The sequence below is a fragment of the Rhizobium sp. LjRoot258 genome (assembly GCF_964254185.1).
Classification (GTDB): domain Bacteria; phylum Pseudomonadota; class Alphaproteobacteria; order Rhizobiales; family Rhizobiaceae; genus Rhizobium.
In genome coordinates this window covers 881108-906789 of the sequence record NZ_CAXUST020000002.1, presented here as the reverse complement: position 1 = coordinate 906789, position 25682 = coordinate 881108, and the positions used below count along the sequence as shown (strand labels likewise).

At 58.5% G+C, this 25682-nt stretch carries 26 protein-coding genes; 11 read left to right on the top strand and 15 right to left on the bottom strand.

From position 1 onward, the window contains the following. Nucleotides 1-182: 182 nt before the first annotated feature. Nucleotides 183-677, top strand: a complete 495-nt coding sequence (locus tag ACSQ9D_RS25095) for a ferritin-like domain-containing protein (RefSeq protein WP_436284584.1) — start codon at nt 183-185, stop codon at nt 675-677. A 199-nt stretch (nt 678-876) separates the two neighbouring features. On the opposite strand, the gene ACSQ9D_RS25090 is transcribed toward ACSQ9D_RS25095, so the two are convergent. From ACSQ9D_RS25090 to ACSQ9D_RS25075, 4 genes are all read right to left on the bottom strand, one after another. Beyond that, nucleotides 877-1038: a DUF1328 domain-containing protein gene (locus tag ACSQ9D_RS25090; RefSeq protein ID WP_436284583.1), complete on the bottom strand. Its 162-nt coding sequence runs from the start codon at nt 1036-1038 to the stop codon at nt 877-879. 115 nt (nt 1039-1153) lie between these two features. After that, nucleotides 1154-2440, bottom strand: coding sequence for a type II toxin-antitoxin system HipA family toxin (locus ACSQ9D_RS25085; protein WP_436284582.1), 1287 nt, complete (start codon nt 2438-2440; stop codon nt 1154-1156). Continuing rightward, a complete protein-coding gene (locus ACSQ9D_RS25080; RefSeq protein ID WP_436284581.1) occupies nt 2440-2790 on the bottom strand; it encodes a helix-turn-helix domain-containing protein in 351 nt (116 codons plus the stop codon). The genes ACSQ9D_RS25085 and ACSQ9D_RS25080 overlap by 1 nt, the downstream gene beginning before the upstream one ends. Nucleotides 2791-3424: 634 nt before the next feature. Next, complete coding sequence (locus ACSQ9D_RS25075) at nt 3425-3955, bottom strand: hypothetical protein (RefSeq protein WP_436284580.1); 531 nt, start codon at nt 3953-3955, stop codon at nt 3425-3427. 288 nt (nt 3956-4243) lie between these two features. Between ACSQ9D_RS25075 and ACSQ9D_RS25070 the strand changes: the two genes are divergently transcribed. Both ACSQ9D_RS25070 and glgX read left to right on the top strand, forming a co-directional pair. After that, nucleotides 4244-4405: a hypothetical protein gene (locus tag ACSQ9D_RS25070; protein WP_436284579.1), complete on the top strand. Its 162-nt coding sequence runs from the start codon at nt 4244-4246 to the stop codon at nt 4403-4405. A 227-nt stretch (nt 4406-4632) separates the two neighbouring features. Then, nucleotides 4633-6705 (top strand): glycogen debranching protein GlgX, encoded by a 2073-nt coding sequence (gene glgX, locus ACSQ9D_RS25065; RefSeq protein WP_436284578.1) that lies wholly within the window; start codon nt 4633-4635, stop codon nt 6703-6705. A gap of 243 nt (nt 6706-6948) precedes the next feature. Here glgX and ACSQ9D_RS25060 read toward each other — a convergent pair whose 3' ends face one another. Continuing rightward, complete coding sequence (locus ACSQ9D_RS25060) at nt 6949-7482, bottom strand: cytochrome b (RefSeq protein WP_436284577.1); 534 nt, start codon at nt 7480-7482, stop codon at nt 6949-6951. After that, nucleotides 7463-7939 carry a MarR family winged helix-turn-helix transcriptional regulator gene (locus tag ACSQ9D_RS25055; RefSeq protein WP_436284576.1) on the bottom strand — a complete coding sequence of 159 codons (477 nt, stop codon included), beginning with the start codon at nt 7937-7939 and terminating at the stop codon, nt 7463-7465. The genes ACSQ9D_RS25060 and ACSQ9D_RS25055 overlap by 20 nt, the downstream gene beginning before the upstream one ends. 96 nt (nt 7940-8035) lie before the next feature. Here ACSQ9D_RS25055 and ACSQ9D_RS25050 point away from each other — a divergent pair, with 96 nt between their 5' ends. Both ACSQ9D_RS25050 and ACSQ9D_RS25045 read left to right on the top strand, forming a co-directional pair. Next, the gene (locus tag ACSQ9D_RS25050; protein ID WP_436284575.1) at nt 8036-8404 is read left to right on the top strand and encodes an antibiotic biosynthesis monooxygenase family protein; all 369 of its coding nucleotides are present in this window, start codon (nt 8036-8038) and stop codon (nt 8402-8404) included. A gap of 534 nt (nt 8405-8938) precedes the next feature. Beyond that, entirely contained in the window at nt 8939-10465 is a 1527-nt protein-coding gene (locus ACSQ9D_RS25045; RefSeq protein WP_436284574.1) for a phospholipase D-like domain-containing protein, read from the top strand. On the opposite strand, the gene ACSQ9D_RS25040 is transcribed toward ACSQ9D_RS25045, so the two are convergent. Then, a complete protein-coding gene (locus tag ACSQ9D_RS25040; RefSeq protein ID WP_436284573.1) occupies nt 10415-11386 on the bottom strand; it encodes a lysylphosphatidylglycerol synthase domain-containing protein in 972 nt (323 codons plus the stop codon). The genes ACSQ9D_RS25045 and ACSQ9D_RS25040 overlap by 51 nt on opposite strands. A 69-nt stretch (nt 11387-11455) precedes the next feature. On the opposite strand from ACSQ9D_RS25040, the gene ACSQ9D_RS25035 reads away from it, so the two are divergent. After that, nucleotides 11456-12265, top strand: a complete 810-nt coding sequence (locus ACSQ9D_RS25035) for an endonuclease/exonuclease/phosphatase family protein (RefSeq protein ID WP_436284572.1) — start codon at nt 11456-11458, stop codon at nt 12263-12265. Nucleotides 12266-12697: 432 nt separating this feature from the next. On the opposite strand, the gene ACSQ9D_RS25030 is transcribed toward ACSQ9D_RS25035, so the two are convergent. The 3 genes from ACSQ9D_RS25030 to ACSQ9D_RS25020 all read right to left on the bottom strand — a co-directional run bounded on the left by ACSQ9D_RS25030 (nt 12698) and on the right by ACSQ9D_RS25020 (nt 13990). Then, the gene (locus tag ACSQ9D_RS25030) at nt 12698-13060 is read right to left on the bottom strand and encodes a hypothetical protein (protein ID WP_436284571.1); all 363 of its coding nucleotides are present in this window, start codon (nt 13058-13060) and stop codon (nt 12698-12700) included. Between the two features lie 206 nt (nt 13061-13266). Further along, nucleotides 13267-13677, bottom strand: a complete 411-nt coding sequence (locus ACSQ9D_RS25025; RefSeq protein ID WP_436284570.1) for a DUF4174 domain-containing protein — start codon at nt 13675-13677, stop codon at nt 13267-13269. Nucleotides 13678-13804: 127 nt separating this feature from the next. Beyond that, entirely contained in the window at nt 13805-13990 is a 186-nt protein-coding gene (locus ACSQ9D_RS25020) for a DUF3008 family protein (protein WP_436284569.1), read from the bottom strand. 463 nt (nt 13991-14453) lie between these two features. On the opposite strand from ACSQ9D_RS25020, the gene ACSQ9D_RS25015 reads away from it, so the two are divergent. From ACSQ9D_RS25015 to treY, 4 genes are all read left to right on the top strand, one after another. Continuing rightward, complete coding sequence (locus tag ACSQ9D_RS25015; RefSeq protein ID WP_436284568.1) at nt 14454-15263, top strand: mechanosensitive ion channel family protein; 810 nt, start codon at nt 14454-14456, stop codon at nt 15261-15263. Nucleotides 15264-15646: 383 nt separating this feature from the next. Then, entirely contained in the window at nt 15647-15904 is a 258-nt protein-coding gene (locus ACSQ9D_RS25010) for a YMGG-like glycine zipper-containing protein (protein WP_436284567.1), read from the top strand. A gap of 18 nt (nt 15905-15922) precedes the next feature. After that, nucleotides 15923-16252: a hypothetical protein gene (locus ACSQ9D_RS25005; protein WP_436284566.1), complete on the top strand. Its 330-nt coding sequence runs from the start codon at nt 15923-15925 to the stop codon at nt 16250-16252. Between the two features lie 207 nt (nt 16253-16459). Further along, a complete protein-coding gene (gene treY, locus ACSQ9D_RS25000; RefSeq protein WP_436284565.1) occupies nt 16460-18961 on the top strand; it encodes a malto-oligosyltrehalose synthase in 2502 nt (833 codons plus the stop codon). A 15-nt stretch (nt 18962-18976) separates the two neighbouring features. Here the strand turns inward: treY and treZ are convergent, their stop codons facing one another. From treZ to ACSQ9D_RS24975, 5 genes are all read right to left on the bottom strand, one after another. Continuing rightward, nucleotides 18977-20779, bottom strand: coding sequence for a malto-oligosyltrehalose trehalohydrolase (gene treZ / locus ACSQ9D_RS24995; RefSeq protein ID WP_436284564.1), 1803 nt, complete (start codon nt 20777-20779; stop codon nt 18977-18979). Nucleotides 20780-21066: 287 nt separating this feature from the next. After that, a complete protein-coding gene (locus tag ACSQ9D_RS24990) occupies nt 21067-22023 on the bottom strand; it encodes an SDR family oxidoreductase (protein WP_436284563.1) in 957 nt (318 codons plus the stop codon). Between the two features lie 402 nt (nt 22024-22425). Continuing rightward, nucleotides 22426-23034, bottom strand: coding sequence for a cysteine hydrolase family protein (locus tag ACSQ9D_RS24985; protein WP_436284562.1), 609 nt, complete (start codon nt 23032-23034; stop codon nt 22426-22428). Next, nucleotides 23034-24113: a DNA topoisomerase IB gene (locus ACSQ9D_RS24980; RefSeq protein WP_436284561.1), complete on the bottom strand. Its 1080-nt coding sequence runs from the start codon at nt 24111-24113 to the stop codon at nt 23034-23036. The genes ACSQ9D_RS24985 and ACSQ9D_RS24980 overlap by 1 nt, the downstream gene beginning before the upstream one ends. A gap of 23 nt (nt 24114-24136) precedes the next feature. Continuing rightward, the gene (locus ACSQ9D_RS24975) at nt 24137-24595 is read right to left on the bottom strand and encodes a DUF6894 family protein (protein WP_436284560.1); all 459 of its coding nucleotides are present in this window, start codon (nt 24593-24595) and stop codon (nt 24137-24139) included. Nucleotides 24596-24707: 112 nt separating this feature from the next. Here ACSQ9D_RS24975 and ACSQ9D_RS24970 point away from each other — a divergent pair, with 112 nt between their 5' ends. Then, a complete protein-coding gene (locus ACSQ9D_RS24970) occupies nt 24708-25439 on the top strand; it encodes a Crp/Fnr family transcriptional regulator (protein ID WP_436284559.1) in 732 nt (243 codons plus the stop codon). Nucleotides 25440-25682 lie beyond the last annotated feature (243 nt).

Sequence of the window (25682 nt, the reverse complement as noted above, 5' to 3'; positions counted from 1 at the left end):
CGAAAGTCCGCATTGAAAACCGCTTCGCAAGCGGCATGGCTGGTCGCGCCAGCGGCCCCCACAGGAGCCTCGTCTGTCCTCAACATCTGCCCCTGAGAGATGAATGATGTTTCATTCTTAGTTTTGGAACATATGGCTTCCGGGAGAGTTCTCGCACGGCATAACCCCCAAAGGAGGACGATATGGCAACCCAAAAGACGCTGGACGATCTTTTCCTCGATACGCTCAAAGATATGTACTACGCCGAGAAGCAAATTCTTCGAGCTCTTCCAAAGATGGCGCGCGCCGCGCAATCGGAGGAAGGCAAGGCTGGCTTCCAGAAGCATCGCGATGAAACACAAGGCCAGGTCGAGCGTCTGGAGCAGGTGTTCGAAATGCTTGGCAAACCCGCCCGCGGCAAGACCTGCGAGGCTATTCAGGGCATAATCGCGGAAGGCGAGGAGATTATGGAAGAGTTCAAGGGCTCTCCGGCCCTCGACGCAGGCATCATCTCTTCCGCACAGGCCGTCGAACACTATGAGATCGCCCGCTATGGCACGCTGATTGCCTGGGCAAATCAACTCGGGCTCAAGAATGCGATTCCGCTCCTCAAGCAAAGCCTCGCCGAGGAGGAGGCGACCGACAAGAAGCTGACGCAGCTTGCCGTTGCGGTCGCCAATGCGAAGGCGGCGGCGTAGTTCGCGAATTGACAAGCAACGGCCGCCAGCCAGGCGGCCGAGCCTCCCTCAACCGTCGGACCGCGCCTTCACCGATGCATCGACCTGCAGCAAGCATCGACGCGACGAAGACGCGTCGCGACCGCAACGCGTCTTCGAATAAGCAGTAACATGACCGGATCGGATCTACGTCAATGCAATCGTTAAACCCGTCCAAGCGTCAGCGTCGAACCCCGCGCATGACAAGCGAAACAACAAAGAGGACGAGGAACACGAAAAACAGTATCTGGGCGATCGACGCGGATGCTCCTGCTATTCCGCCAAATCCCAGAACACCCGCAATCAGAGCTACGACCAGGAACACCAACGCATAGTAAAGCATTTTCACCTCCATCATTGCGTGGAATCACAACGATGGACTGGCAAATTGGTTCCAGATGCGTGCTGCAGCGAGGCCGCCACGGCGGGAAAGTCGCAACGCGACGCCAGCTATCACGTCAGCCTCGGACCTCGCCGACAAGCTTCAGCGTGTCGAGCCGGTCGATGATCTGCTTTGCTCGCTCCTCCCCGAGCAGTTCGGGCACCGCTGACGGCCATAATTCAAGTGCGCGTTTCACCACCGTCGTCACCTCGCGGGTGATCCATTTGGGGTCGAGCCGGAGAAAACTTGCAACGCGTTCGAAACGACGAAGGTTCACGTTTTCGAAGTTTTGTGTTTTGACGAACCTGAGAGCCATTGTGTCTGCCGGCATGTAGAAGATTGTCGGCACGATATCGTAGGCCGGCGAGAGCCGGATCTCATTTGGTCGCGGAAAGAAAAAAGACCAGTTCTTCAGATGGTTGTCGCCGTTTCCAAGCAGGACATCGGCAACGACACGGCGAACAGCCTCCATGATGTCGTCGCGATGATCGGAGCTGAAGCGTCGAACCATATTTATGACGGTTTCCGTGGTTGCCAGCGTGTACTTCCGGTCACCGATCGCGCCGAGGATCTGTCCCGCATCCTCGATGTGAATACGTCCGCGGCCATCCTCAGTGCGATCAAAGCGATCGACGACGAGTACATTCTTACCATGCGCCAAGAGTTCAGCCGGGACGCCTTCAATTGCCTCGCGAGGAACGAGACGGCAGTTGGCTGTCCTGACCCCGATCATTCCAGCCAGTTGCATAGCCGCATATTCGGCTTCGGGGAGGCCAGGGAACCTGTCGCTCCCCACTTTTATGATACAACGACCGGTATCGCCGCGACCAGGAACGGTCAGCCGCTCGCCCTCTGGGTTGGCCGAAAACTTCAGCTGAACGCCGGCAAGCGAGAATTTTATGGTCCCTTCTGGCAGAGCTGCCTTAAAGCCCTGGACATTCTGGAGCGTGAGTGGGCCCGCAGACGGCGGCACGCCGGTCTCCGGAACAACAAGGACGGCGCCCGGCAGATCAGCGCCCAACCGGGTCAGGACGTCGAACTCGTCGTGATCACCCGGCCCCATCTCGGTCAGGACCAGTTCTCGCAGAGCGCCTTCAGGCAACAATCCGGAAAACCATGGCGGCAAGGTACCATGCAGCCCGATTTTATCTGCTCTGCTTGCGAGGCGATCGCGCGTGCGTTCATCATCATTGGGGTCGTGCCAACCGAGGCTTAGAATCGGCCGTTTTGCGTGACGTAAATAGCTCTCCGCTACGACGAACGCGACGCCACCATCGGCATCGCGCGTCAAGGTCCCTGCCCTGATCGTACCGAGCGCGTGATCAAGAAGATAGACACCGAGTATTGCGGGAACCTTCGCCATCACCTCTCCTCTTCATCATCCTCATCAAGATCTACGAAAAGCTCATCGAATGCCGTTGGCACCTGTCTCGAGCGCCGGCCTTCCGAGGTCCCTTCGTCGATGAGCTGGCGCACTTCGCTCACGCGCGGCCTTGGCACCAGCACCGGCACGAGGTCGAGGGCATCGCAAATTTCGGCAAAAAGGGTCAGTCGATCGCGTCCTAAGCGATTGTTTGCTAGGTCACGTTCGAGCTCGGATACGCGAGCTCGATCGCGCCCGAGTCGTGTTCCGAGATCAGTCTGACTGAGGCCGCGTCGCTTCCGAACCGTACGAAGTTGCGCGCCGAGGGTCGTGAAAATTGTATGTATCATGCGGAATTCCGCTCATATGTAAGATTCGTGCGAAATATCGCACTTTGGCTTTATAGCTCGTCAGACGGAATTCCGCAACGGCAAGGGAATATGTGCGGAAAACCGCTTCTTTCGTCGGCCATCATGGACGAAGCGCGGTGCGAAAAAGCAAGTCTTTGGTGGGTCGGGTGCAAACGCGGTGGCAATTGGGGATCGCTAATCGGGTCAAAGTCCATGGGTTAAATGCTTCTGGGCAGCACATAGAGACAGATCGTCCTGCCGTCGTTACGTCCGTTGACGGAGCACCAGTCAACGTTCCCGTCTGGACTTTGATCCGTTTGTCGCCGTATGGCACCGTTTCGTGGCCGATCGAGGACTTCGCCATCGAGATCAACGGTATAACCATCGGTCGCGGTCACCGTGCGCGTACGACCGGTGTTGCTGTTCTTCAACAATCGGGAGAGCATGCGTCGTCGAACGGTTTGAGACGAATTGGTTTTGGGAAGATTGGAGTTTCCGGCTCAGTGTTCGGTTTGAATCACGCTGCCTTCGGGCGGTGCATCAAGCGTGCTATTTGATGGTGTCGCGTTTGACTTCGCGGCAGCCGGATATGACCTCGATTAAAACGGACGTGCTCTAGCCTCGGTACGCGCCTTTACGAGCCGAATTGCAACGAACGCTCTGATCTGAAGCTTGGCTCCCCATCGCTCGGCTGTGGAGGCTCGGCGGCCTGCAGATATGTGTTTGCTGGCGCTGTCAGGACGAACCAAAGGCTGGCGCCGAGGAGAAACGAGCTGCCCGCAGGGTCATTGGATCGGCTGAGAATTGGCAGGCAGGCGGAGATCAGCAGGATCATCAAGCGTAGTGCCCACTCGGTTTCGCGTTTTCTCAATGCCAGTGTGGCCAGCGCACGATAAGCACGTGCGTTGTAAAATTGGCTAGCGCGATTGGACATGAGTTTAAACGCCGAAGGCAGAGAGAGCATTACCAAAGTGGCAGCACCCAGCACGAGCCCGGTGCCAGAAAGAAATCGGACGCTCAGTGCCAGCAGCACAAACAGCACGGCAAGATTCCAGCTAGGACCAAGTCTCTCCGGGGATTGACCGGTGCGGACATGCCAAGCGCGCATCGCGCTCGACGCTCCGTCAAGCAACGGTCGATCAACGTAGCGATTGATGAATTCCATGCGGCGCCCCCGTGGTTCAGGAAAGAAGCCAACAGCAGTAAATTTCGGCACGAGCATGGCAGATATGGATAGAGACAAATCGTCAGCCTCTCAAAGGAGGCATTTTTCCAGCCTTGTCCGGGCGTCGCGATCACGACGCACACCTCCGGCATTCACGTACGATGCTGGCCTGGACGATCTGTCACGGCGCCACAATTGGCTGTATCCATTCCTTTGCTTTGAGGGCGTCTTCAAGCATGGAACCTTGGCGCTGCTTGTTGGTTTTTCATCGTGAGGGAGGACCGAACGATGACAACATTCATTCTGACTGCGCTGCTACTGATCGTCGCCGTCACCAGCGGCAAGAGGTGGCTTTACATTTGCGTCGGTTATCTCGACTACTGGCTGGAAACGCGACGTAACCTGGATATTTTAAGGAACGCTACAAAGCGGCGCCGAGATGGCCTCTAGGCAACGGACAGTGCGTTGCCGCCTGATGGATTGGCCCCAGCGCGGCTTGCCATTGAAAGAATTGCGCGACGCAAAGAGCACTGCTGCGGACCGTTTGGCATTCGTATGAAATCGCGCTCCTTTCATCGCTTTGGTACTCGGCCGTGCAGAACGCGCAATAGGAGTGCCTCTCGGAACAAACGCAGAAGATCCGTGTTCCTGTCCCGCCGATTAAATGCGGGGCTTTTATGGCACATAAACCTGTACACGACACCGAACCCGGTGACTTCACGATGCTCGGCGCAACGCCGACTGAAGGCGGGGTTAACTTTGCGTTGTTTTCCGCCCATGCCGAACGGGTGGAGCTTTGCCTCTTCGACGTTGAGGGTCGCAATGAAACCCGAATCTCCCTTCCCGAATACACCAATGAGATCTGGCATGGCCATATTCCCGGTCTGAAGCCGGGCGTGCTTTATGGCTACCGGGTCCACGGGCCCTACGAACCCGAAAGCGGCCATCGTTTCAATCCCAGCAAGCTGCTGCTCGATCCCTACGCGCGGGAGATCGTCGGCGAGGTGAATTGGGGTCAGACCACCTTCGCTTATGATCTCGAGAGCGAAGAGAAGGATCTTTCCTTCAACGACGCAGACAGCGCTCCGGACATGCCGAAATGTCGGGTCGTGGATCCGGCCGACTTCAGTGAAAAGGACGCGAGACCGGGAACGCCCTGGTCACGCACTATTTTCTACGAGGCCCATGTCAAAGGGATGACCAAGCTTCATCCGACCATTCCGAAGAATCTGCGTGGAACATTCGAGGGGCTCGCGGAACAGGATATCGTGCAGTATGTGAAGAGCCTTGGCGTGAGCTCGATCGAACTGCTGCCTGTCCACTATTTTCCGGACGACCCTCACCTCCTCGACAATGGTCTGAGAAATTACTGGGGCTACAACACTATTGGTTTCTTCGCTCCCGCATCGCGATACTATGGTCCACGCGGGCTTGCCGGATTTCGCGATATGGTCCGCGCCTTTCACGACGCCGGCATCGAAGTCATTCTCGACGTCGTCTACAATCACACTGCCGAGGGCAACGAACTTGGCCCGACCCTCTCCTTCAAGGGCATCGACAACTTCTCCTATTATCGGACTTTGGCCGGCGAGCCGCGCTACTACATCAATGACACCGGCACCGGCAATACGGTGAACACTTCGCATCCGCGCGTTCTGCAGATGATCACGGACTCCCTGCGCTATTGGGCAGAGGTGATGAATGTTGACGGCTTTCGTTTCGACCTCGGCACCATACTCGGGCGCGAACCGGAGGGATTTGATCAGCGTGGCGGCTTCTTTGATGCTGTTGGTCAAGATCCCGTCCTTTCCCGCCTCAAGCTCATAGGCGAGCCCTGGGATATCGGTCCGGGCGGCTATCAGGTTGGAGGCTTCCCACCCGGCTGGTCGGAATGGAACGATAAATATCGCGACACGATGCGCGACTATTGGAAGGACGAGGACGGCATGGCCCGCGATTTTGCCGCCCGAATTCTTGGCTCCGGCGACATTTATGACTTTCGTGGGCGCAGGCCGTGGGCGAGCGTCAACTTCGTGACCGCCCATGATGGTTTCACGCTGAATGATTTGGTTTCGTATAACGACAAGCACAATGAGGCGAACGGCGAGGACAACCAGGACGGCCATGACCACAATCGGAGTTTCAACTACGGCACCGAGGGACCAACCGATGACGCTGGCATAAATCTGGTCCGTGAGCGTCAGAAACGGAACTTTCTTGCCACGCTCTTTTTCTCCCATGGCGTGCCCATGCTGCTGGCCGGAGACGAGTTCGGCCGCAGCCAGATGGGCAACAACAACGGCTACTGCCAGGATAGCGAGGTCAGCTGGTTTCACTGGCAACACCTCCCAGACAGTGCAAACGAACTTCGGGAATTCACCGCAAGGCTGATCGCACTTCGCCAAAGCCAACCACTCCTGCGTCGAGAAAGCTGGCGTAATGGGATCGGCATTACCTGGCTGAACCCGACCGGCGGGGAACAGACCGACGAGCACTGGGACGACGAGGGAAGCACGACAATCGGACTGCGGCTGTCGTGTGACGAACATGGTGATGAGGAGGAATGGAATGACCTGCTATTCCTTTTCAACCCACACGATGGCCAGGTAATCTTTAATTTGCCGCCTGTTGGAACCGGTTGGGTTCTTGAGCTGACGACCGCCGATCCCAGCGTTGTTGCTGCCGACCTTTCTCAGGCAGAAGACTATCCGCTGGAGCCCCGCAGTCTCGTCCTCCTAAGGCCGAAGTGAGGGCTGGTCCGGCGCAGGTGAGTGATGCATGGTCGAGACCGTGGAGCGCGAATCCGGGCTGGCCGAAACCATTTACCGCTTCAATTTTGTGGCCGTCGTTCATGGTCATGCGTATGGCGGACGCTACAACGGGAAGACGCCGCGGGGCACGCCGGTCTATAACGCAGTGGCACATGTCGAACAGCCAAGGCAGCCGCTCGTGCTGGTGCGAGGCGTGAATTCGGGACATTCAAACGGATATAATCAACCGCCATACCACATCCGCCGGAGCAACCTGTCACGACGAACGAACTCGTGGTAGAGGCCTGCCCCAGCGTGGAATATCAACAGCCCGACGATCAAGAACGCGCCCAGGCCATGGGGTACCCGTGGCGGATACTCAGCGAAGTTTGGCAACACCGCACCAGACTCGCCGAAGACCGCAGGTGCTGCACCGCTCAGGACCATCAGCCCGATGCCGCTGGCGACCATGCCGAGAATGACAATGTAGAAGGAGGCGTGAACCGCGCGCGCGATGCGCTCCTGCCAGCGAGGTGACCCGTCCAAGGGTAGCGGCTTCTGATCGAAACGCCACCACCAGACAATGCGAAGAGCCGTCAGAATCAGGACGACGATCGCCACCGGAATGTGGAAACGCAGGAACCCTGCCTTGGCGGCGGCGTCCATGGCATAGGCTGCCCGGAAACCGGAGCCGAGGAGAGCGAGGATCAGAATGGCGCTCAGCCAGTGGGTCGAGACGGCTATTGCGCCGTAGCGATCAGGCCTGCTCTTCACCATCTCCATTGCCTTCCAGTTTGTTCCGCAGCGCCTTCATGACGGTGTGCGTCGTTTTAATGTCCTCGACCGAAAGCCCTTGCGAAAGCCCGTTGACCCAGGGGGCTTGCAAGCGCATGGCGGCGTCGAATGTCTGTCTTCCCTTGTCCGTCAATACGACGAGTTGCGCACGCCGGTGGTGCGGGTTGGAGTGGAACGCAACAAGCCCTTCCTTCTCCAGATCGTTGACGATGCGCTGGACGTTCTGGCGGTTGGCTCCCATATCGCGCGCAAGCCATGCAACTGGCTGCGGTCGATCCGCTGCGATTACGGTGCCCAAAACCTGCCAGCGGGCGCTAGTCAGGCCAAGGCCGTCAACGAGTTTGTCGCCCGCGTTGATCATTCGGTTGTTGAGTCTGAATAGGTCCAGAATAAGCTCGTTCAAGGCTGTTCCGGCCGGGGTTCTGTTGGGCTCGTGCATTTGTCACCGTATATCTTTATTGACATCATGGTGTCAACTAAAATATGTGTCCTTATTACCAGATTGACACCATACTGCCAACCCAAGGAGCAAGCCATGTCGCTTATGCGCCCAATGGACCCCGCCTTTCCGATCGAACGTCAGATCGCGCTCGATGCGTCCTCCATCGTCCTCATCAATCTCTTTACGCTCGACAATGCCGACGAGCAGACCTTCCTCGATGCATGGCAGGCCGATGCGGGCTTCATGAAACGGCAGCCGGGCTTCATCTCGACACAGCTTCACCGCGCGATCGGCGAAAGCCCGACCTACCTCAACTATGCCGTCTGGGAATCGACCGCTGACTTTCGGGCTGCGTTCACGCATCCAGAGTTCAGAGCCAAGCTCTCGGCCTATCCATCCTCGGCCGTCGCCTCCCCACATCTCTTCCAGAAGGTGGCTGTGCCCGGCATCTGCGTCGCTTAGGCAAAGTCCACGAGCGTCAGGATGAAAGGGCGGCTCGGCCCCGAACCCGAACAGCGACGATTACAAAGGGAGCAATCATATTTGAAAACGCGGGAAAGGGCTTCGCCGAGCCGATGTTCCCGACCTGACGGGAAAGTGTTTTATCGTCACGGGGGCAAATTCCGGCATTTGCCTCGAGGTATCGCGCGTTCTGGCGGCGGGTGGACGCGGGTGCTCCTCGCCTGCCATGACCAACGAAAGGCAAAAGCAGCTATGGCTCAAATCGGGCAGGTGACACCCAACGCCGCACTGGCATTCCTGCCGCCCGGTCAAGCCGATCTTGCGCGCGTAAGAGCCGCAGCCGAACGCGCGTTCGAGGAGCCGCGCATCAGTTTGCCACCGATCAGAAGTCCGCAAAGCGTGATAGCCGCATCTTAGGAGCGAACATTTCAAGTTCCGATTCTGTTGCACAACGCTTGTCATTTGTCCTTGGAACATGCGCGGCCCTTCGCGCGTTAGGCCGAGACACCCAAGGCACAGGAAAAACAAGGCAAAATGCTGGATTATCAATCCACGGGCGACGCCTCCAAAGCGGCTGATACGCTCCAAGTCGTCGCCTCCGTCTTCCGACGTTTGCCGAGGAGGACATCTTCACATCAGGTCATCCAACCCGGCCGCAATGCCTGGCGCGCCGGCGTCGCTGACAAGGCAGCATTTCTTGTCGACGGCGCGGCCTATTTTTCCGCACTTGATCAGGCGCTGAGACAGGCACGGCACGAGATCTGGATCGTTGGTTGGGATTTCAATCCCGATATCGCCCTAAAGCCACATGTGAGCTCGCAAAGGCTCGGCGAACTGCTCTTGTCCTTGGTGGAGGAACACCCGCAGCTGCAGGTCAGGATTTTGGTTTGGGGCATGGGTCCGATTTATTCCGGCAAGTCGCTGCGGCTTTTTCGCCGGAGCGCAGTTTCCATCCACCCGCGGATTTCGATGCGTTTCGACTTCCGGCATCCGCTCCGCGGGTGTCACCACCAGAAGCTCGTCTCGATAGACGGCAATCTCGCCTTCTTAGGCGGGATCGACCTTACGGCCAGGCGATGGGACGAGCCGGACCACCGCGCTGTAAATCCCCTGAGGTGTTCGCCGGACGGCACGCCTTACGGACCCGTCCACGATATCCAGTGCGCTGTTTCTGGTGAGGTGGCGCTCATGATCGGGGACGTTGCGCGCAGGCGCTGGAAAAAGGCGACCGGTGAAATAATCGCGCCGATGGCAGAACCGTGCGCCAGCTGGCCTGCTTTGGTTCCCGACATGGTGGCGACGCCTGCTGCGATCGCTTTGACGGAACCGGGCCTGATCGGCAAGCGTGGGCGCTACGAGGCCTTCCAGCTTACGCGCGACGCAATCGCTGCGGCGCGCAAACACATCTATATCGAAACCCAATACCTTGCATCCTCCGGTGTCGCCAGGGCAATCGCGAAGCGGTTGAAGGACCCAGACGGGCCTGAGATAGCCGTGGTGGTGACGAAGAGTTCGCACGGCTTCATCGAGAAGCTTGCGATGGGAAACACTCGCGACAGGCTGATCCGACGCTTGAAGCGCGTCGACCGCTATGATCGGCTGAGAGTGATGTACGCCGTTGTGCCCGACGCAGACGGCGGCGAGCAGGAACTTGTCGTTCATTCGAAGCTTGTCATCGTCGACGACCGCTTCGTGCGCATTGGATCGTCCAATCTCAACAACCGGTCGGAAGGCCTGGACACCGAATGTGATCTCGCCCTGGAGGCTGATTGTGAGGCTCATCAGCGCGCGATCAGCTGCCTGCGTCACCGGCTGATCGCGGAACATTTGGGCACCAGTCCAGCACTTGTAGGCGAGACTGAGCGGTCACGACAATCGATGCTTGCTGCGATCGCAACGCTCAACACCGACGCACGCGGCCTGAGACAGTTCGAGATTAACATCCATCGCCGCGATACATCCCCTTTCGTAGGAACCGCACTTGTCGATCCCCGGCGTCCGTATTGGCCATTACAAAAGCTGCGTCTGCGTTTGGGGCGACTTTTGAGCGCGCTTCTTTGAGCGAGCGGTGCTGCGCTTGCGAATGACCAATTCGCTTGCAGCAAAGACCGTCAGGCCGATCAAGAGCGGTAGCAGGAAGTAGATTACCCGGAACGCGACGAGCGCCCCGATCGAGGCTGAACCCGGCAGGACATGACTGACCGTGGCTTCCAGCACACCAAGGCCACCGGGCACATGGGTTGCGAGGACGGCGATATTCGCAAGCACGTAGGCCGTCGCCGTTTGAACGAAGCTTGAATCCACGCCGGCCGTCAACACCTGATGCAGGCAGGCGGCAACACAGATGAAATTGAGCGTGCCGATGATGATCTGTCCAATTGCAAGCTTGAGGTCCGGCATCTCAAAGCGCCACTTCCATACGCGCAGCGGAGCACGTAAAGTGCCGGCAAGGACGACGTAAACCACCGGAAACGCGAGACAAAGAAGGCCGAGCCAAACGAGAGCGTCAGCGCCGACGTGAAGCAAATTGCTTGCATTCCTGGGATTGCCCAGAAGCGCGATGCCGGCCAGGGTCGACAGCCCTACCCCGACCGTTACACCGCAAAACAGGATAACCTTGGCGACCTCTCCCGCATTCAATCCCCACCGCGCATAGTAGCGATAGCGCACTGCACCGCTGCTCAGAGCCGCAACACCGAGGTTATGCCCGATCGAAAGACTGGTAAACGAGGCAAGCGCTGCCTTCGGGTAGCTTAGCGGTTTGCCTGCGTAGCGCAAAGCCATCCAGTCGAAGCCGCTGAGGCACAGGTAGGAAAGAGCGCAAAAGCCGACAGCTAAAATCAATCGGGACGTGGAGATAGCCCCGAGCGACTGCATGATCTCACCAAGCGAATACCGGCTGAAGACTTTGTAGAGCAAGTAGGCGGCGAGCAGCAGGCCTAGAATGAGGGCTGTGTTGATGAAACCGCGCCTGACCGACATGAAAGTTCCGCTTAGTGTTGATCCCTTTGCTAGTGGGAACGAAATAAGCTCAGGCGGGTTCCCCGCTGCATGAGCACAATCGCATCTGCCCTCTCGCCGTCTGACCGGCGCGAGATCAAGGTTCTCACCTACAATGTTCACAGCTGCGTCGGCACGGATCGGCGGATTGATCCGCATCGGATCGCAGCGGTCATCGCACGATCAGAGGCCGACATCATCGCGCTCCAGGAGCTCGATGTTGGACGAAAGCGGACAGGCGGGATCGATCAGGCGGAGATGATCGCGACGCTGCTGAAGATGGAAGCCCATTTTCACCCGGCGCTGCATGTTGAAGAGGAACGCTATGGCGATGCGATCGTCACCGCGCTTCCCACGCGCCTGATGAGGGCTGCTCCCCTGCCGTCGATCGGCGAGACCCGCGGGGCAATCTGGGTGCAGGTTGACGTCCACGGATGGCCCCTTAATGTGCTCAACACACACCTTGGCCTCAGAAACCGGGACCGCAACCGGCAAGTGTCAGCGCTCCTCAGCGACGGCTGGATCGGAAACGCGCAATTCCAGGCCTTTCCGGCGGTCGTCTGTGGGGACTTGAACGCCATTCCATCCTCGCCAGCTTACAAAAGCTTGACGACGCATTTTCGCGACGCCCAGTTGTTGGCAGGAACCAAGCCGCGGCCGACATTTCCATCGCGATATCCGCTGCTGCGCATCGATCATGTTTTCGTATCAAAGGAACTGCATGTCGCTTCCGTGGCGATCACGGCTGACCCACTGACGCGGCGAGCGTCGGACCATTTGCCGCTTCTGGTGAGGCTGGAGTTGGGGCGGCATGTCTCGGACGACGCATCTATCGGGAACGTGGCAAGTTTTGAGCGTTAGCGTCCAGCTCATAGAAGGCGACGCTGCAGCCCTCGCCGTCACCTGCTGCGGAGGATGCTTGATGCAATTCATGCGCAACATCACTGCCGGTCTGGTTCTGCTTGTCACCACGAACGCCTTTGCTCAAAGCACGACAAGGCCGTCTCCAGGATACTGTCAGGCTCCGTCACAACAGCAATTGCAGGAAGGTTCACGTTCTCGCCGCGGCAGTGATGTCGATTTATCCCGTTGCAATGGCGTGCTCATACCGCCGGCATCGGGCGACGAGGGTCTGGAGCAACGAGCGCCTTCCACCGGTACCCTGCGCGTCATCCCTCCGAGCAAGGCTCCGGGTCAGCAGCATAATCTGCCTGAACCGCAGTAGGGTTCTGAACGCAACACCGAACAGGCGGTCAGAAGACAAATTGAGGCCAGACCTCGTTGGCCAACGTCTTATTGCCATCCCTGCGCGCGCCACTGCTCGGCGCGTTCATCGATATCAATGCTTCCCTTGTCAGCCAGGATCTTCAGGACCGCGTCATGTTGAGCTTGGTCCTTGACCTGCACGCTGACAAGAAACCCTCCGCGCCTAAGCGCTTCGGCGTAGACGTTTCGTTGCTCTTGGGTGAAGAAGAATTTTTCGACTGCGTCCAGAAAGCCTCCATGATCCTTCGGAAGCGTATCGGTGCCATGTCCGCGGGTGATGGTTACGGCATCGTTTGCAATTCCCGAGGCAATCACTTCGTTGGCGGCGTGCTCTGCATCCCGCTCGTGATCGAAAATCGCGCTGATTGTTTGTCCTGTTAGATCAACCATCGAGGTGCTCCTCTTGCGTAAAATCCTAACTGACGAGGCGATGATCTGTTCCCCTTCTGCTGGCCCGAATGGCCGCACCTATGCGGAAGCGACAACGCGTTTTCGCTGTCCCTTGGTCGATCAAGAGCCGTGTCAATCGCGCCCGCCAGCACCTACTGTCAGATCTTGGATTGCGCACCAGCCCTCACGCGCGTGCGACCGCGATGCTACTCGATGCTGAGAGGTAATCTGTCGATCAAGTCTATGACATGCTGAACGCTGACTGGTCGCCCCGAGCGAAACTTTATGGCACCGTCAGGGCTGACGAGTATGGCCTCGAATTCCTCAGGCGAAGGACCGTCAAGATCCGCGCGGATCTGGTCCGCGCTAATATCAGCGGAGGCTTCGAAACTGGAGAAAACGCCGCCGCCGGCGACACGCAAGAGTGCAATGTCCCGCGATGCCAGCGCTTCATGCTGGTTTGCAAGATATTCCTCCTGCAATTCGCAGCGGTCATCAGCCGAGCCCTCGAACAGGACAAGGACGTGGCACTTCTTGCGAAACGAGAGAAGACTTGGGCATGGATCGTAGAGTGCCGGAGAAGCCCCTATGATCTCTTTGATGAACGATTTGAGCATGGTTCTGCTCCTGCTTCCTGCCCATATGGTAAGACGGAAGCTCTCGCTGCTACCGGCCCGCGTGGAATTGTCGCGCATTGGGCGCGATCTCGATCGGCGAAAGCCAGCGCAGCACGGTTGCGTGGCGTTAGTGCGGGACGCGCTCTGGCTTTCCGCGCCGTTTTGTCGAAGCAAACTCCTCGAGTTGTTTTTCGCTCATGGAGTCCACCATTTCTTTGGATGCCCCCTTGAGCCTGCTCTTTGGTGTTTGACCCCGCTTTGCCGCAAGGGCTGCACCGGCTGCCTTCTGCTGCGCTTTGGATTTTGCGGGCATTTTTCTTCTCCTTTGTCTTAAGCGAAGTAACTGTCCGCGGCCGACAAAGTTCCTGCCTCATGTGCCAGGCCATCGTGAACGGGGACAGCGTCGGATAGGGTTTCCGTGGATCGCTGAAGGGCCGAGGCGCTCTGATCAATTTCCAGGCATCTTCACCCGTTACAGCTCCAGGCTATGCATTAAACGCGCAGCTTGCGACCAAACAAGAACGCCCGTGTCAATCGCGAAGCCCCGAGACCCACACCAAAGCATTGCGACGTGTATCGGGTTGGCCCGAGCGCTCCGTCTGTCGGTCGGAGCTTCGTGCGACGGCCTTTGGAGCTACCCTGGGAACCATCTTGAAACAACAACCGTTTCACTCACGCGACGCCGCCACACGAGCCACCAGCCGGCGGCCGCACTTGATCCACCTCCCGGCAGTTATGCCACTTGTAACGCTATTTCGACAGTCACGGGTAATCTCATGGAAAATCAGTCCGCAAATGTGGTCCTTGCCACGCAAACCGCCTTTGATCAGGCCACTGCCCTTGCGGTAACATACGGCTTCTCGATCCTGGGCGCGATTGTGCTTCTCGTCGGCGGTTGGATACTCTCAGGCGTGATCAGCCGCTCGGCCTTTCGCGTGATCTCGAGGATCCATGGAATCGATGAGACGCTGGCGCGCTTCTTCCAGAACCTTTTCCACTATGGACTGCTCATTTTGGTCTTCGTGACGGTGCTTGGGCAGTTTGGCGTTCAGACCGCCTCGATCATCGCTGCTCTGGGTGCCGCGGGTCTCGCCCTTGGCCTTGCACTGCAAGGCACGCTACAAAACATTGCGGCAGGTATTATGCTTCTCGTCTTGCGGCCCTTCCGCGTTGGAGAATATATCGAGACGGCAAACGTTAAAGGGTTCATCCGCGAGATAAGCCTCTTCGCCACCGAGATGAAGACGACCGATGGGTTATATCTCATGGCGCCCAATTCAACACTTTGGAACACCCCGATCGTCAATCACAGCCGCGAGGCAAATCGGCGCCAGGAACTGTCCATTGCCATCGCCAATGAAGCGGACCTTGGAGTGGCAAAACAGGCGGTTCTGGGGATCGTTTCATCTGACGAGAGAGTGAGGGCAGAACCTGCTCCGCGGGTTTTCGCTGACGATCTGACAGCCGATCAGACTGTCCTGAAGGTTGAGTACTGGGTAAGGACGCGCGAATGGACCGAGACACGCCACGATGTCATTGATCGACTGAAGTCGAGCCTCGTCGATGAAGGCATTGCGATCAAGTAGCCGATCGATTGCCAAACAATGCTGCCCGCGCGCCGGAGTTTCATCATGCGGTACCGACGAGGGCGCAGCATGTGGCCTGCTCGCGCACCGACTTCGGCCGTGCGCGCTTGGTCTTTCAAGAGCCAATGAGGCGTTGATATTGCCTCGATCCGGACGAGGCATTCGGTGCGTACCGCCCCGATCAAAGTGCCGGCCCGGTCGGCGCCTGACGAGAGCCGGAGATCAATTCTGGCGAGAGCCATCAGCCGCCGGTTCGCCCCGGCCGGCGACCGCCTCGTTCCCGCTGTGGTTCGGTCAGTGGCGCGATGCGTTGCTTTCTCCCTCCGGCCCCTATCTCCTTCTTTTGAGGCTGATGATATGCGAACGTCAGGAAGGAACATAGGATGAGGCAGATTGTGATTTCGCTTCTTGCTGCAGCGGCGGTTGTTGGATGCACTCCCACTGAACAGGGTGCTGGAATTGGCGCTGCGACGGGCGCTGTTGTTGGAGGTGTCGCGACCGGCAATGTACGAGGGGCCGCAATCGGTGCTGTCGTCGGTGGCGCGGCCGGTGCCGTTATCGGCAATGTCGCCGGTCGGCCTGGCCAGTGCTACTACCGCGACGCCTATGGCCGCAGATATGTCGCTGCCTGCCCGCGTTGATCCATCAAGGATGGTCTGATGGTGTCAAGCGAGCAGCTTAAAGCGGCAAGGGCTTTGCTGCGATGGGAGCCAAGCCAACTGGCCGAGGCGTCTGGCCTGTCTTTATCAGTCATCGACCGGCTGGAGAGCCAGCCGGGCGAACTGGTCAGCCCGTCCCCGGAAACCGAAGCGCTCGTTCGGGTCCTCACGACAGCGGGTGTCATGTTCTTCGACGAAGGACCGGTCGACGGCGGACCTGGTGTCCGATTGCTCATCAAGCCCTCCGCGGCCATCGACACCAACGAGGACGAAACCGTCCAATATAAGGAGCACCTTGAAAATGACGCTCCACCGGGCGCTGGCGGTTGAGAGACCGCCAAGCGCGGTTTGTCGCGTCGTGTCCCTGGAAGCGTCGATCGCGGATCTCTGAGCCCCAGCGCTGGCTGCGGCCGTCATGATCCTCGGAACAAAGAAGGTGCATGGCTGTTTCGCCTGGACCGCTTTGCTGCATTTGACCACAAGAGGCACGGCGCGCTTCACAGGACTGCACCCGTTTCGGGGTTACGCGAGGCCTCCATGCAGGTGCCAACATCAACGTATCGGCTGCAATTTCGGAATGGAATGACGTTCGCAGACGCCTGTTCGATCATCCCCTATCTCAAGAGGATCGGGGTCAGTCACCTATATGCGTCCCCTCTCTTCATGGCGACGGAAGGGTCGACCCACGGCTACGACATTGTGGACCCAAATCAAATTGATCCGGCGATCGGAGGACCCGGCGGTTTTGAACGCCTGGTAGCGGCACTCAAGGCAGCTGAAATGCAGCTTATCCTCGACATTGTACCCAATCACATGGCTGCCTCGCTTGAAAACCCTTGGTGGCGCAGCCTGCTCGAGCTCGGCCCCGATAGTCCTTACGCAACCTATTTCGATGTCGATTGGACCGGACCAATCACTCTCCCCGTTCTCGACGATCCATTTCCGCAAGCCCTGGCGTCCGGCTCCATCGGACTTTCTGGCCAGTCCGCGACTGGGAAGGCTGGCCTTACGCATGGCACGCTTTCCTACCCGTTGCGGCCGGAGAGCGCTGCGCGGATCATGGCTCTGGTAAGCTCTCGTCGTGCCTGCCTCGACGAACTTGCCGCCGATCACGCATTCATCGAAGCTCTGCACCGGGAGCAGCACTGGCACTTCATCCCGTGGAAGGACGCTCGAAGGTGCCTCAGTTACAGGCGGTTCTTTGAAGTCGCCGGCCTGGTCGGGCTTCGCATCGAAGATCAAGACGTTTTCAACGAGACGCATCGGCTGATCATTGAACTTGTCCACTCAGGGCAGGTCCAGGGCTTTCGCGTTGATCACGTGGACGGCCTTTCCGATCCGGCCGACTATCTTGCAAAACTTCTGAAGGCTGTTGGTCCGAGCGCATACATAATTGTCGAGAAGATTCTCGCGCAAAACGAGACGATGCCACCGGCTTGGCCCGTGGCCGGCACAACTGGATATGAAGTCATTGCAAGCTTCGCAGAGCTGTTCGTTGAGCGAGAAGGCCTTGAGTTGCTCGATAAGGCTTATCGAGCAGTGGCGCCGACACGCGCGGACTTTGACCTTGGCAGGAGAGAGGCCAAGCGCGCCATGGTGGAACGCAACTTTGCCGGTGAGCGCGCCAGGCTGACCGATCTTGCCATGACAGTGGCGCCTCAATTGCAGCGCGCCACCGCCGACGAGGCGATCGCCGGCATCCTGGTGGCGTTTCCAGTCTACCGAACCTACGGCGCGACAGGCTCGCTGGAGGGCCCCGACCGGGTCCTGTTCGAAAACGTGCTCGCCGATGCGGCTTGGAAGGCCGAAGAACCTGAAGCTGTTTGGGTGATCGGCCGCGCGATCCTCGACCCTGATGACAACGCCAATGCTCTCGAACTTCGCAGGCGTTTGCAGCAGCTGAGCGGCCCGGTGATGGCAAAGGCGATGGAGGACACGCTATTTTATCGCTACAATCGCTTGCTTGGGCTGAATGAAGTCGGCGGTGACCCGGCCACGCTCGGCAGTGAGCCGGACGATTTTCACAGGACGATGTGCGAACGTGCGATACTGCAGCAAGGGCTGTCGGCAACCTCGACACATGACACCAAGCGTGGCGAAGATGCGCGCGCGCGCCTCTATGCCCTGACCGAACATGCAGCGGAATGGTTGGCCGGTTTCGACCGATGGCAACAGCTCAATCGGGCTTTCATTGTCGATACTGCAGACGGACCATGGCCCGAACCCAATACACAATGGATGCTCTACCAGGCTCTGGCGGGCATCTGGCCTGAGGATATCGAAGACATCGATGGCGTGTTGAGCGACCGTTTCAAAAACTATGCGCAAAAAGCCATCCGGGAGGCCAAGACATATACTGACTGGGGCGAACCAAATGAGCGCTACGAGACCGCGGTCCTTGACTTTGCAGGCGCGCTATTGTGCGAGGAGAACCAAGCGTTTCGCAATGACTTCGATCGCGCGATAAGGCGCATCATTGCTGCTGGACAATTGAACAGCCTGGCCCAGACATTGCTCAAGCTAACGATCCCCGGCGTGCCTGACATCTACCAGGGATCGGAGGGACCGGAACTCAGCCTCGTTGATCCCGACAATCGTCGGCCTGTCGACTTCCGCCGCTTGGAGGTCATGTTATCGTCAAAAGCCGCGGACGGTGGAGATGTCTGGCAGAGAAAGCAGACATTGATCGCAACGGGCCTCAAGCTTCGTCACGCGCGGCCCGAACTCTATGATCGCGGCGACTACCTGCCCCTTAACGTGCGAGGGCAAAGGCACCGGCATATCGTCGCGTTCGCCCGTCACGACCAGCGGCAGTTTTCCATAACGATCGTTCCCCGACTGATTTCGCGGCACATCGATGCGATCACATTGCGCACGAAACCTGGCTATTGGAGTGATACCCGGATTGAGCTGCCCGCTCAGCTCAACACGCCGCGCCAAGATATCCTGGCTGACAGCGCGGTTGACAGCGGGCCGGCAATCGACATCGAGACAGCATTTCGAACACAGCCCTTCGCGCTCTTGATATCCGTGGACTGAAGATTGCGGCGACCGTCATTGCGCGACTGGCCGGTCGGGCGCCAATGGCTCGTCTTCGAGGGTCCAGCATACGTACCACGGCGGAAGGCGGTCGCCTGCCTGATGTGTTCTCCAGACTACCGAACCAGACTGTGGCAGATCCGTCGCGACGGGCTGGTGCGATAGATTGGCAATAAGGTGCAGCTTTCTCCCCTCCCCGAGATCCCAATGAACGTCGATCAGTTGCCTTGAGGAACCGATGTGTCCGCCCGAGCGCATCGTTTCCAACAGCGGGACGATGTGAGCCCGGCGCAGCGCGATGAGATGGCGATAGAGTTCGAGATACTCTCTATGTCCCGGTTGCTCCCGCCTGTTCCAATCGAGCTTGGCGGATAGAAATGTCATTTCATCCGTCGGATCAGGAAGTGTGTCGGCGCCTTCCTCATCAAAGCCAGGCAGGCGGTGCAGTTCCTCGCGCCGCCCCTTGCGCACCGTCGCATTCAGCTCCTCGCTGAAATCGCAGAAATAGGGAAAATCGGCCTCGCTTTTCCATTCCTCCCCCATGAAAATCATCGGCACCTGCGGGCAAAGCAGGTAGACGCTGGCGATCGCTTCAAGAGCCGGCTGCGGCGTGATTTTATGAAGGCGGTCGCCACGGGCGCGGTTGCCGACCTGGTCATGGTTCTGAATGAAAGCGACGAAGGCGGTCGGAGGCAGGTGATCGCTCGGCTGGCCACGGGCGGTCCCCTTGTAAGGCATCGTTTCGCCCTGGTAGATGAAGCCTTCAGCGATCGCCCGTGCGACGACAGACGGGGACGTTGAATAATCGGCGTAATATCCGAATGCCTCACCGCTCGCAGCGCGATGGAGCGCGTGATGAATGTCGTCGTTCCACTGGGCAGTGTAGAGAGGCGGCGCGCCATCCTCATCGCGTTCGAGCAGCGAAGCGGCATTGTCTTCATTTTCGACGATCAGATGGCAATGGCGTCCTCGCGTTGCCAGCCTGATCGTGCGGGCCATTTGGGCAAGCAAATGTTCGTCGCTTTCATCCCTGATCGCATGCACAGCATCAAACCGGAGCCCATCGGCTCGGAATTCCTCTAGCCAATAAAGGGCATTCTCGACGACGAACTTGCGGATCAGGTCGGAATGCTCATCGTCGTAGTTGATGGCTGGCCCCCATGGCGTCTTGTGGTGGCGGTTAAACAGGGGGACATAGGATGGCAGATAGTTTCCCTCCGGTCCGAAGTGGTTGTAGACGACGTCGAGAAAAACCGAGATCCGCCGCTGGTGAGCCGCATCGATAAAGGCCTTTAGATCCTCCGGGCGCCCGTAGCTGCTGTCAAGCGCGTAGGGAAGCACGCCGTCATAGCCCCAACCGCGGCGTCCGGGAAAGTCGTTGACTGGCATGAGTTGGATCGCCGTGACGCCAAGTCGCTCGAGATGATCAAGCCGCTTCGTCGCAGCCGCCAGCGTCCCGGCTTGCGTGAAAGTTCCGATATGCACCTCATAGAGGATCATTTCGCTCCATGGACGGCCACGCCAGGCACCATCCACCCAGCTGTAGCGGCTCCCATCGACGACTTCACTCGGCCCATGCACGTCATCAGGTTGATAGCGCGAGGCGGGATCGGGGATTTCCTGTCCATCTGCAAGGACGAATCGATAGCGCGCGCCATGCCTCGCCTTGTCGGATACGAACGTGAACCAGCCGCCAGGCTCAGCCACCATCTCGCAAGGTGGACGATCGCCGATAATGATCCCGACGGCAGTCTGCAGGGGAGCCCAGAGGCGGAAGCGCACACCTTCATCCAGCATCTGCGGGCCGAAGCTGAACATTGCGGACCCTCCAAAGGTTTCGGGTCTGGTCAAAACCTTCCTTTGTCCAACAAGTTCCCCGCGGCTACCATGCGGTTCCGGTTGAGTGCGCGCTCACTTTCGGTCAAGAACAGCGGCGAGAATGGACGAGTTCAGCTGCGCCTGTGAAAACGGCTTTGGAAGTCTGACAAGATCGCGGTCGGAAGCGTTGGGCAGATCCGGGTAGCCGGTTGCCAGAAATAACCGGCAAATGAGGATGGCTCTCCCGAAGAAGGGCTCCGCTCCGGTCATCTTGGGCGCAGTGGCCGTCAATATCCGCCGACGATTGGCAGGATCTCGCCGGTGATGTAGCTCGACATTTGCGGCGATGCGAGGAAGACGTATGCCGGGGCGATTTCTTCAGGCTGTGCGGCTCGCTTCATCGGCGTCTGAGATCCGAATGTTTCCACATCCTCCGCTTCCTTGTCCGAAGGATTGAGCGGCGTCCAGACGGGTCCTGGTGCGACGGCATTCACGCGGATCCCCTTGGGCACGAGCTGGCCGGCAAGTGCTCGCGTAAAGGCGTGTATGCCACCTTTTGTCATTGAGTAGTCGAGCAACTGCTTCGATCCCTCAAGACCGGTGACCGATCCCGTGTTGATGATCGCTGAGCCGTTCTTGAGATGCGGGATGGCAGCTTTCGCCATGTAGAAATACCCATACAAGTTCGTCTTCAGCGTCTCGTCGAAATGTTCATCGCTGAGGTCTTCGATGTTCTGCGTATGAACCTGGAAGGCAGCGTTGTTGACAAGGATGTCGAGATGTCCGAGCTGCATGACGGTCTTCTCTACGGCCGTCCGGCAAAAGCTAGCATTCTTGACGTCACCGCGAATGACGAAGCACTTCCGGCCTTCCTTCTCGACCGCCGCCTTGGTTTCTTCGGCATCTTTGGCTTCCTCGAGGTGGACGATGACGATGTCAGCGCCTTCGCGGGCGAAAAGCACCGCCACCGATCGTCCGATGCCGGAATCGCCGCCGGTGATCAGCGCGACTTTGTCCTTCAGCTTTTCCGATCCCTTGTAGAAGGGCGCGTCGTACATCGGAGCCAGTGGAAGATCGGCTTCCGAGCCTGGTTTGGCCTGATGAATTTTCGGAAATGGCGGCTCCGGATAGCGCCGGGCTCCGGCTTGCATGGCGCCGGACGGTTTTGATTTTCCCTTCTTGTCGGCCTGTTCAACTTCCTTCTGGATCTCTCGCTGTTTCTGGGCAGTGTGTTTCGCTGACATGTAATCCTCCAATGGTTAGGAAGGTAGAACTCTGCTCGGCCCGAAAAGTTTGCAGGGGTTTGCGCCTATCGAGCCGTACGCCCTCGAAGCGATGGCTTTCTTGGCGAGGCACCAAGTGTGGTGGCGTCCAATCGGCTCGAATGGATCAAAGATGGTCCTGTCTCTCGCGTTTGGATGTCGCTTTCGGCAATGAAGCAGACTTCGCTGCATGTCAGGGCCCGAAAGCAATCCACAAAAATTCCGATTCGCGCCAGGCGTCGCCTGGCAATAACGAGACATCGAGCAGTGAGGGCAACTGAGGAACCGGGTGGTCCTCACGAGCAGCACGAAAAGGTCGGTCAGCAAAGCCAAAAGAACAGCCATCAAAAAGCTCGCCGCCGAAAGCGGGCTTTTCTCGTACTATCAACGACGTCGGGAAGCGTATTCCGATTGACCTGCTTCGCTCAGCCATTTCTCCGTTTCCATGATCTGGACCTGCACCGAAAAGCGATCTCCGAGCAGTTCCAGAGAAGCGTCGTGCGTATCATCGGCACTGCTGCAGACGGCATCTTTCAGCAGGATGACACGATAGCCCAAATCGACGGCTCCGAGCGCGGCGGCTAGAACGCAAACATCGGTCTCTCCTCCGGAGATGACGACAGAACCGACGTTGTCGCCAGAAAGCGCCGCCTCAAGGCGCCCATCGATCCATGGTGAATACGTGCGTTTGTCAAAGACGCGGGCGGGTGGAATGAGCTTTCGCAGAGAAGGCACGATATCAACAAGTTCCGGGGGCAGATGCTTGCTCGTCATTACCTTCCATTTCTCGTAATAGGTCTTCCACATCCCCGGCATCGCATCTGCCGACGCAGGCGGGATGAACCTCGTAAAGATCGTGCGCTCGGGAAAGCGAGATGACAGCTCGGTGATCTGAGGCGACACTTCAGCCATCCAAGGTACATGCCACGGGGTGTTCTCCGCGAACATCCGCTGCATGTCGACGCAAAGGTGGATCCAATTTTCCACGTGCATCAGGCACCCCCGACAGGACGGGATTTGAGCCAGCGCAGTGTCCTGATCTCCTCGTCGTCCATCCAGTTTAACAGACGCTCGCTCGTGGTCCTCCTCATTTTGAGAATGTCGCCGAGACGGCCGGCCCGATAGTCATCGAAAACCGCCGGATGAATGTAGGAGGTTCTGCAGACAGATCTCGTGTTTACAAGTTTGGCCGCGACAGTATCGATCACTTCGTTGAGCTGGCGCGCGATGGCACGTTCTGACGTTGCAACGTCGAGCAGCGCGAGCGCCGATGCTGCCATGCAGGTGGCGCCCCATGTACGAAATTGGCATGAGCTGAAATCGTCGCCTGCAACTTCGCGAATGTAGGCGTTCACGTCTTGCGAGGAAATCTGCCGACAACCGCCGTCGTCGCAAATGTATTTGAAGAGCTGCTGGCCTGGCAGTTCCTGAAGCTTGCGCACGACGTTGGCGATACGCCTATCGGAATGCACGAGATTCCACTCTTTTCCGGATTTGCCCCTGAACCGAAACCTTACGCTGGGACCGTCGATCTTGACGTGGCGATTGCGGAGGGTCGTCAGGCCGTAGGAACCGTTGGTATCGGCGTAGTTGGCGTTGCCGATGCGGATGTACAAGTTGTCTAGCATCCAGACAATGGTCGCCAGCGCTTTATCCATTGTCAGCCCCCGCGCTCGCAGATCGGTGTCGACCCGCTCGCGAATATCGGGTAGCTGCGAGCCGAAGTCAGCGAGACGCTCAAACTTGGCGCGTCCGCGTTCGGCATGCCAGTCGGTATGATAACGGTATTGTTTGCGATCACGGGCATCGATGCCGACCGCCTGCAGATGCGACAGAGGATTGGTAGAGATCACCACGTCGCGATAGGCCGGCGGGATCGCAAGGGCGTTTAGACGTGCGACTTCATTCTTGTCCGTGATCCGCCGTCCATCCGGCATGTAGTAGAGGAAGCCCCGCTTGCCTTGCTTGCGGGTGATGCCGGGCTCCAGACACGGCACGTAGACCAGGCGGGCGCAGAGTTTCACGTCCTTTCGCGCTGCGTCGATGAGGCGTTTGTCGAGGGCCTTGTTCATCCGCGCAAAACACGGAAAAAGCTCTAAGGTTCCACGCAGGCAGGTGCCTCGCCTCTCCCGTGCGCCGGTCGGGCCAGTTCAACGGTTTTCACAGCTTCATATCTTCCGATCAAGTCGTACCGCGGAGTGAGGATCTCAGACACCGGCGCGGTCGAGCTGTGGCCGCTGGCCCGATGCTCGACGACGACTGTGCAGACTCCTTTCACCTTGCTAAAGTGAAAGGGTGGGGTTGCGGCTTTTCGGAGGCCTCGATGCTCGGCAGAATGTAGGCCGCAGCGACGGCCAGCAGGATAACCGCAACTGATGTACCGATCAGAGCTAACCTCATAAAAGCCTCCTCCTTCCCGCGCCGCGTCGGCGATTAGATGCCCGGCGTCGATGATCGCTTTCTGGGTCGCCGCATCCGCGCTCACCATTTCGCTTCCTTCGGGGTCGTCGATACCCTCGCCTCCAGCGCTAACATATCGGAAGAAGAAGCGCATCCCGACCCCCCTAGCATTGGACTAACCTCCGGATCGGTTAGCTGTTTCCTGGGGCGCGAAACCTTCCGGTTAAAGAAGCGTTACCTTTTGTCTCCTCTTGCGAGAACTCGCGATGTCAGTGATGCATGAAGGCTTTCAAAACCGTGTCCTGCGCTCTCTTCCGGAACGCGAGCTAAACATGCTCTCTCCGAACCTGATTTCTTGGAAGTGGAGTGACGGAGACGTCATATTCCGTGCAGGGCAAACAACCGACGTAGTGTTCCTGCCGGACAACGGCATTCTTGCTCTTTTTGCTCGCGCGGGCGTCAAGAGCCTCGCGGTTGGCGCCGTCGGCAAGGAGGGCATGCTCGACGCGGCCGCGGTCGTGCTGGACACAAGACCGCGTTTCGACGTCGTCGCACTGACGCCGGGAAGCGGCCACCAGATCGAAATGGGACCGTTCCGGGAGCTTACCGAGAGCAGCCAGGCTCTCCAGAAGTCCCTGCTTGCAATCGTTGCCACGATGCAGGCCGTGATTGCGTCTACCGCAGTCGCCAACGGTCATGGTTCCATCGAGCAGAGACTGGCTCGCTGGATCCTGATGTGCCAAGACCGCGTTGGCGACGTCTTCAGGATTTCCCACCGGGTTCTGGCGGAAGCTTTGGGCAGCCGGCGACCTGGAGTGACCGTGGCGCTTCACGCGCTGGAAGGAGATGGTCTAATCCGGTCCCGTCGGTTGGAGATCGAAGTTCGCGATCGGCGCGGACTCGAGATGGCGGCGGGCGCATTCTACGACGGCGCCGAGGCCGCGAGCGCGCATCCTAGGCAGGCTGGCGACGAGGTAACTTCGCACGTTCCATCATAAAGGGGAGCGACCTGGAGAAGCCGTCGCCTCAGACAGCCCGTCAACTGGCCCGGCAGACCTCTCGGGGGTTGGTGCTGGAGCAAATCGAGGACCGCACTCGGCCTTGATGCGGCTCCACGTTTCCAGGATATGTCGCCCCAGTTGACAGCCGTGTCGATGGTTCTCTTAAGGCCTAAGGGAAAGGCGACTCAGCTGTTTGCAAAGGGGTCCGCTTCGGGGACCAGGAGCTGTCACCATGTAGCT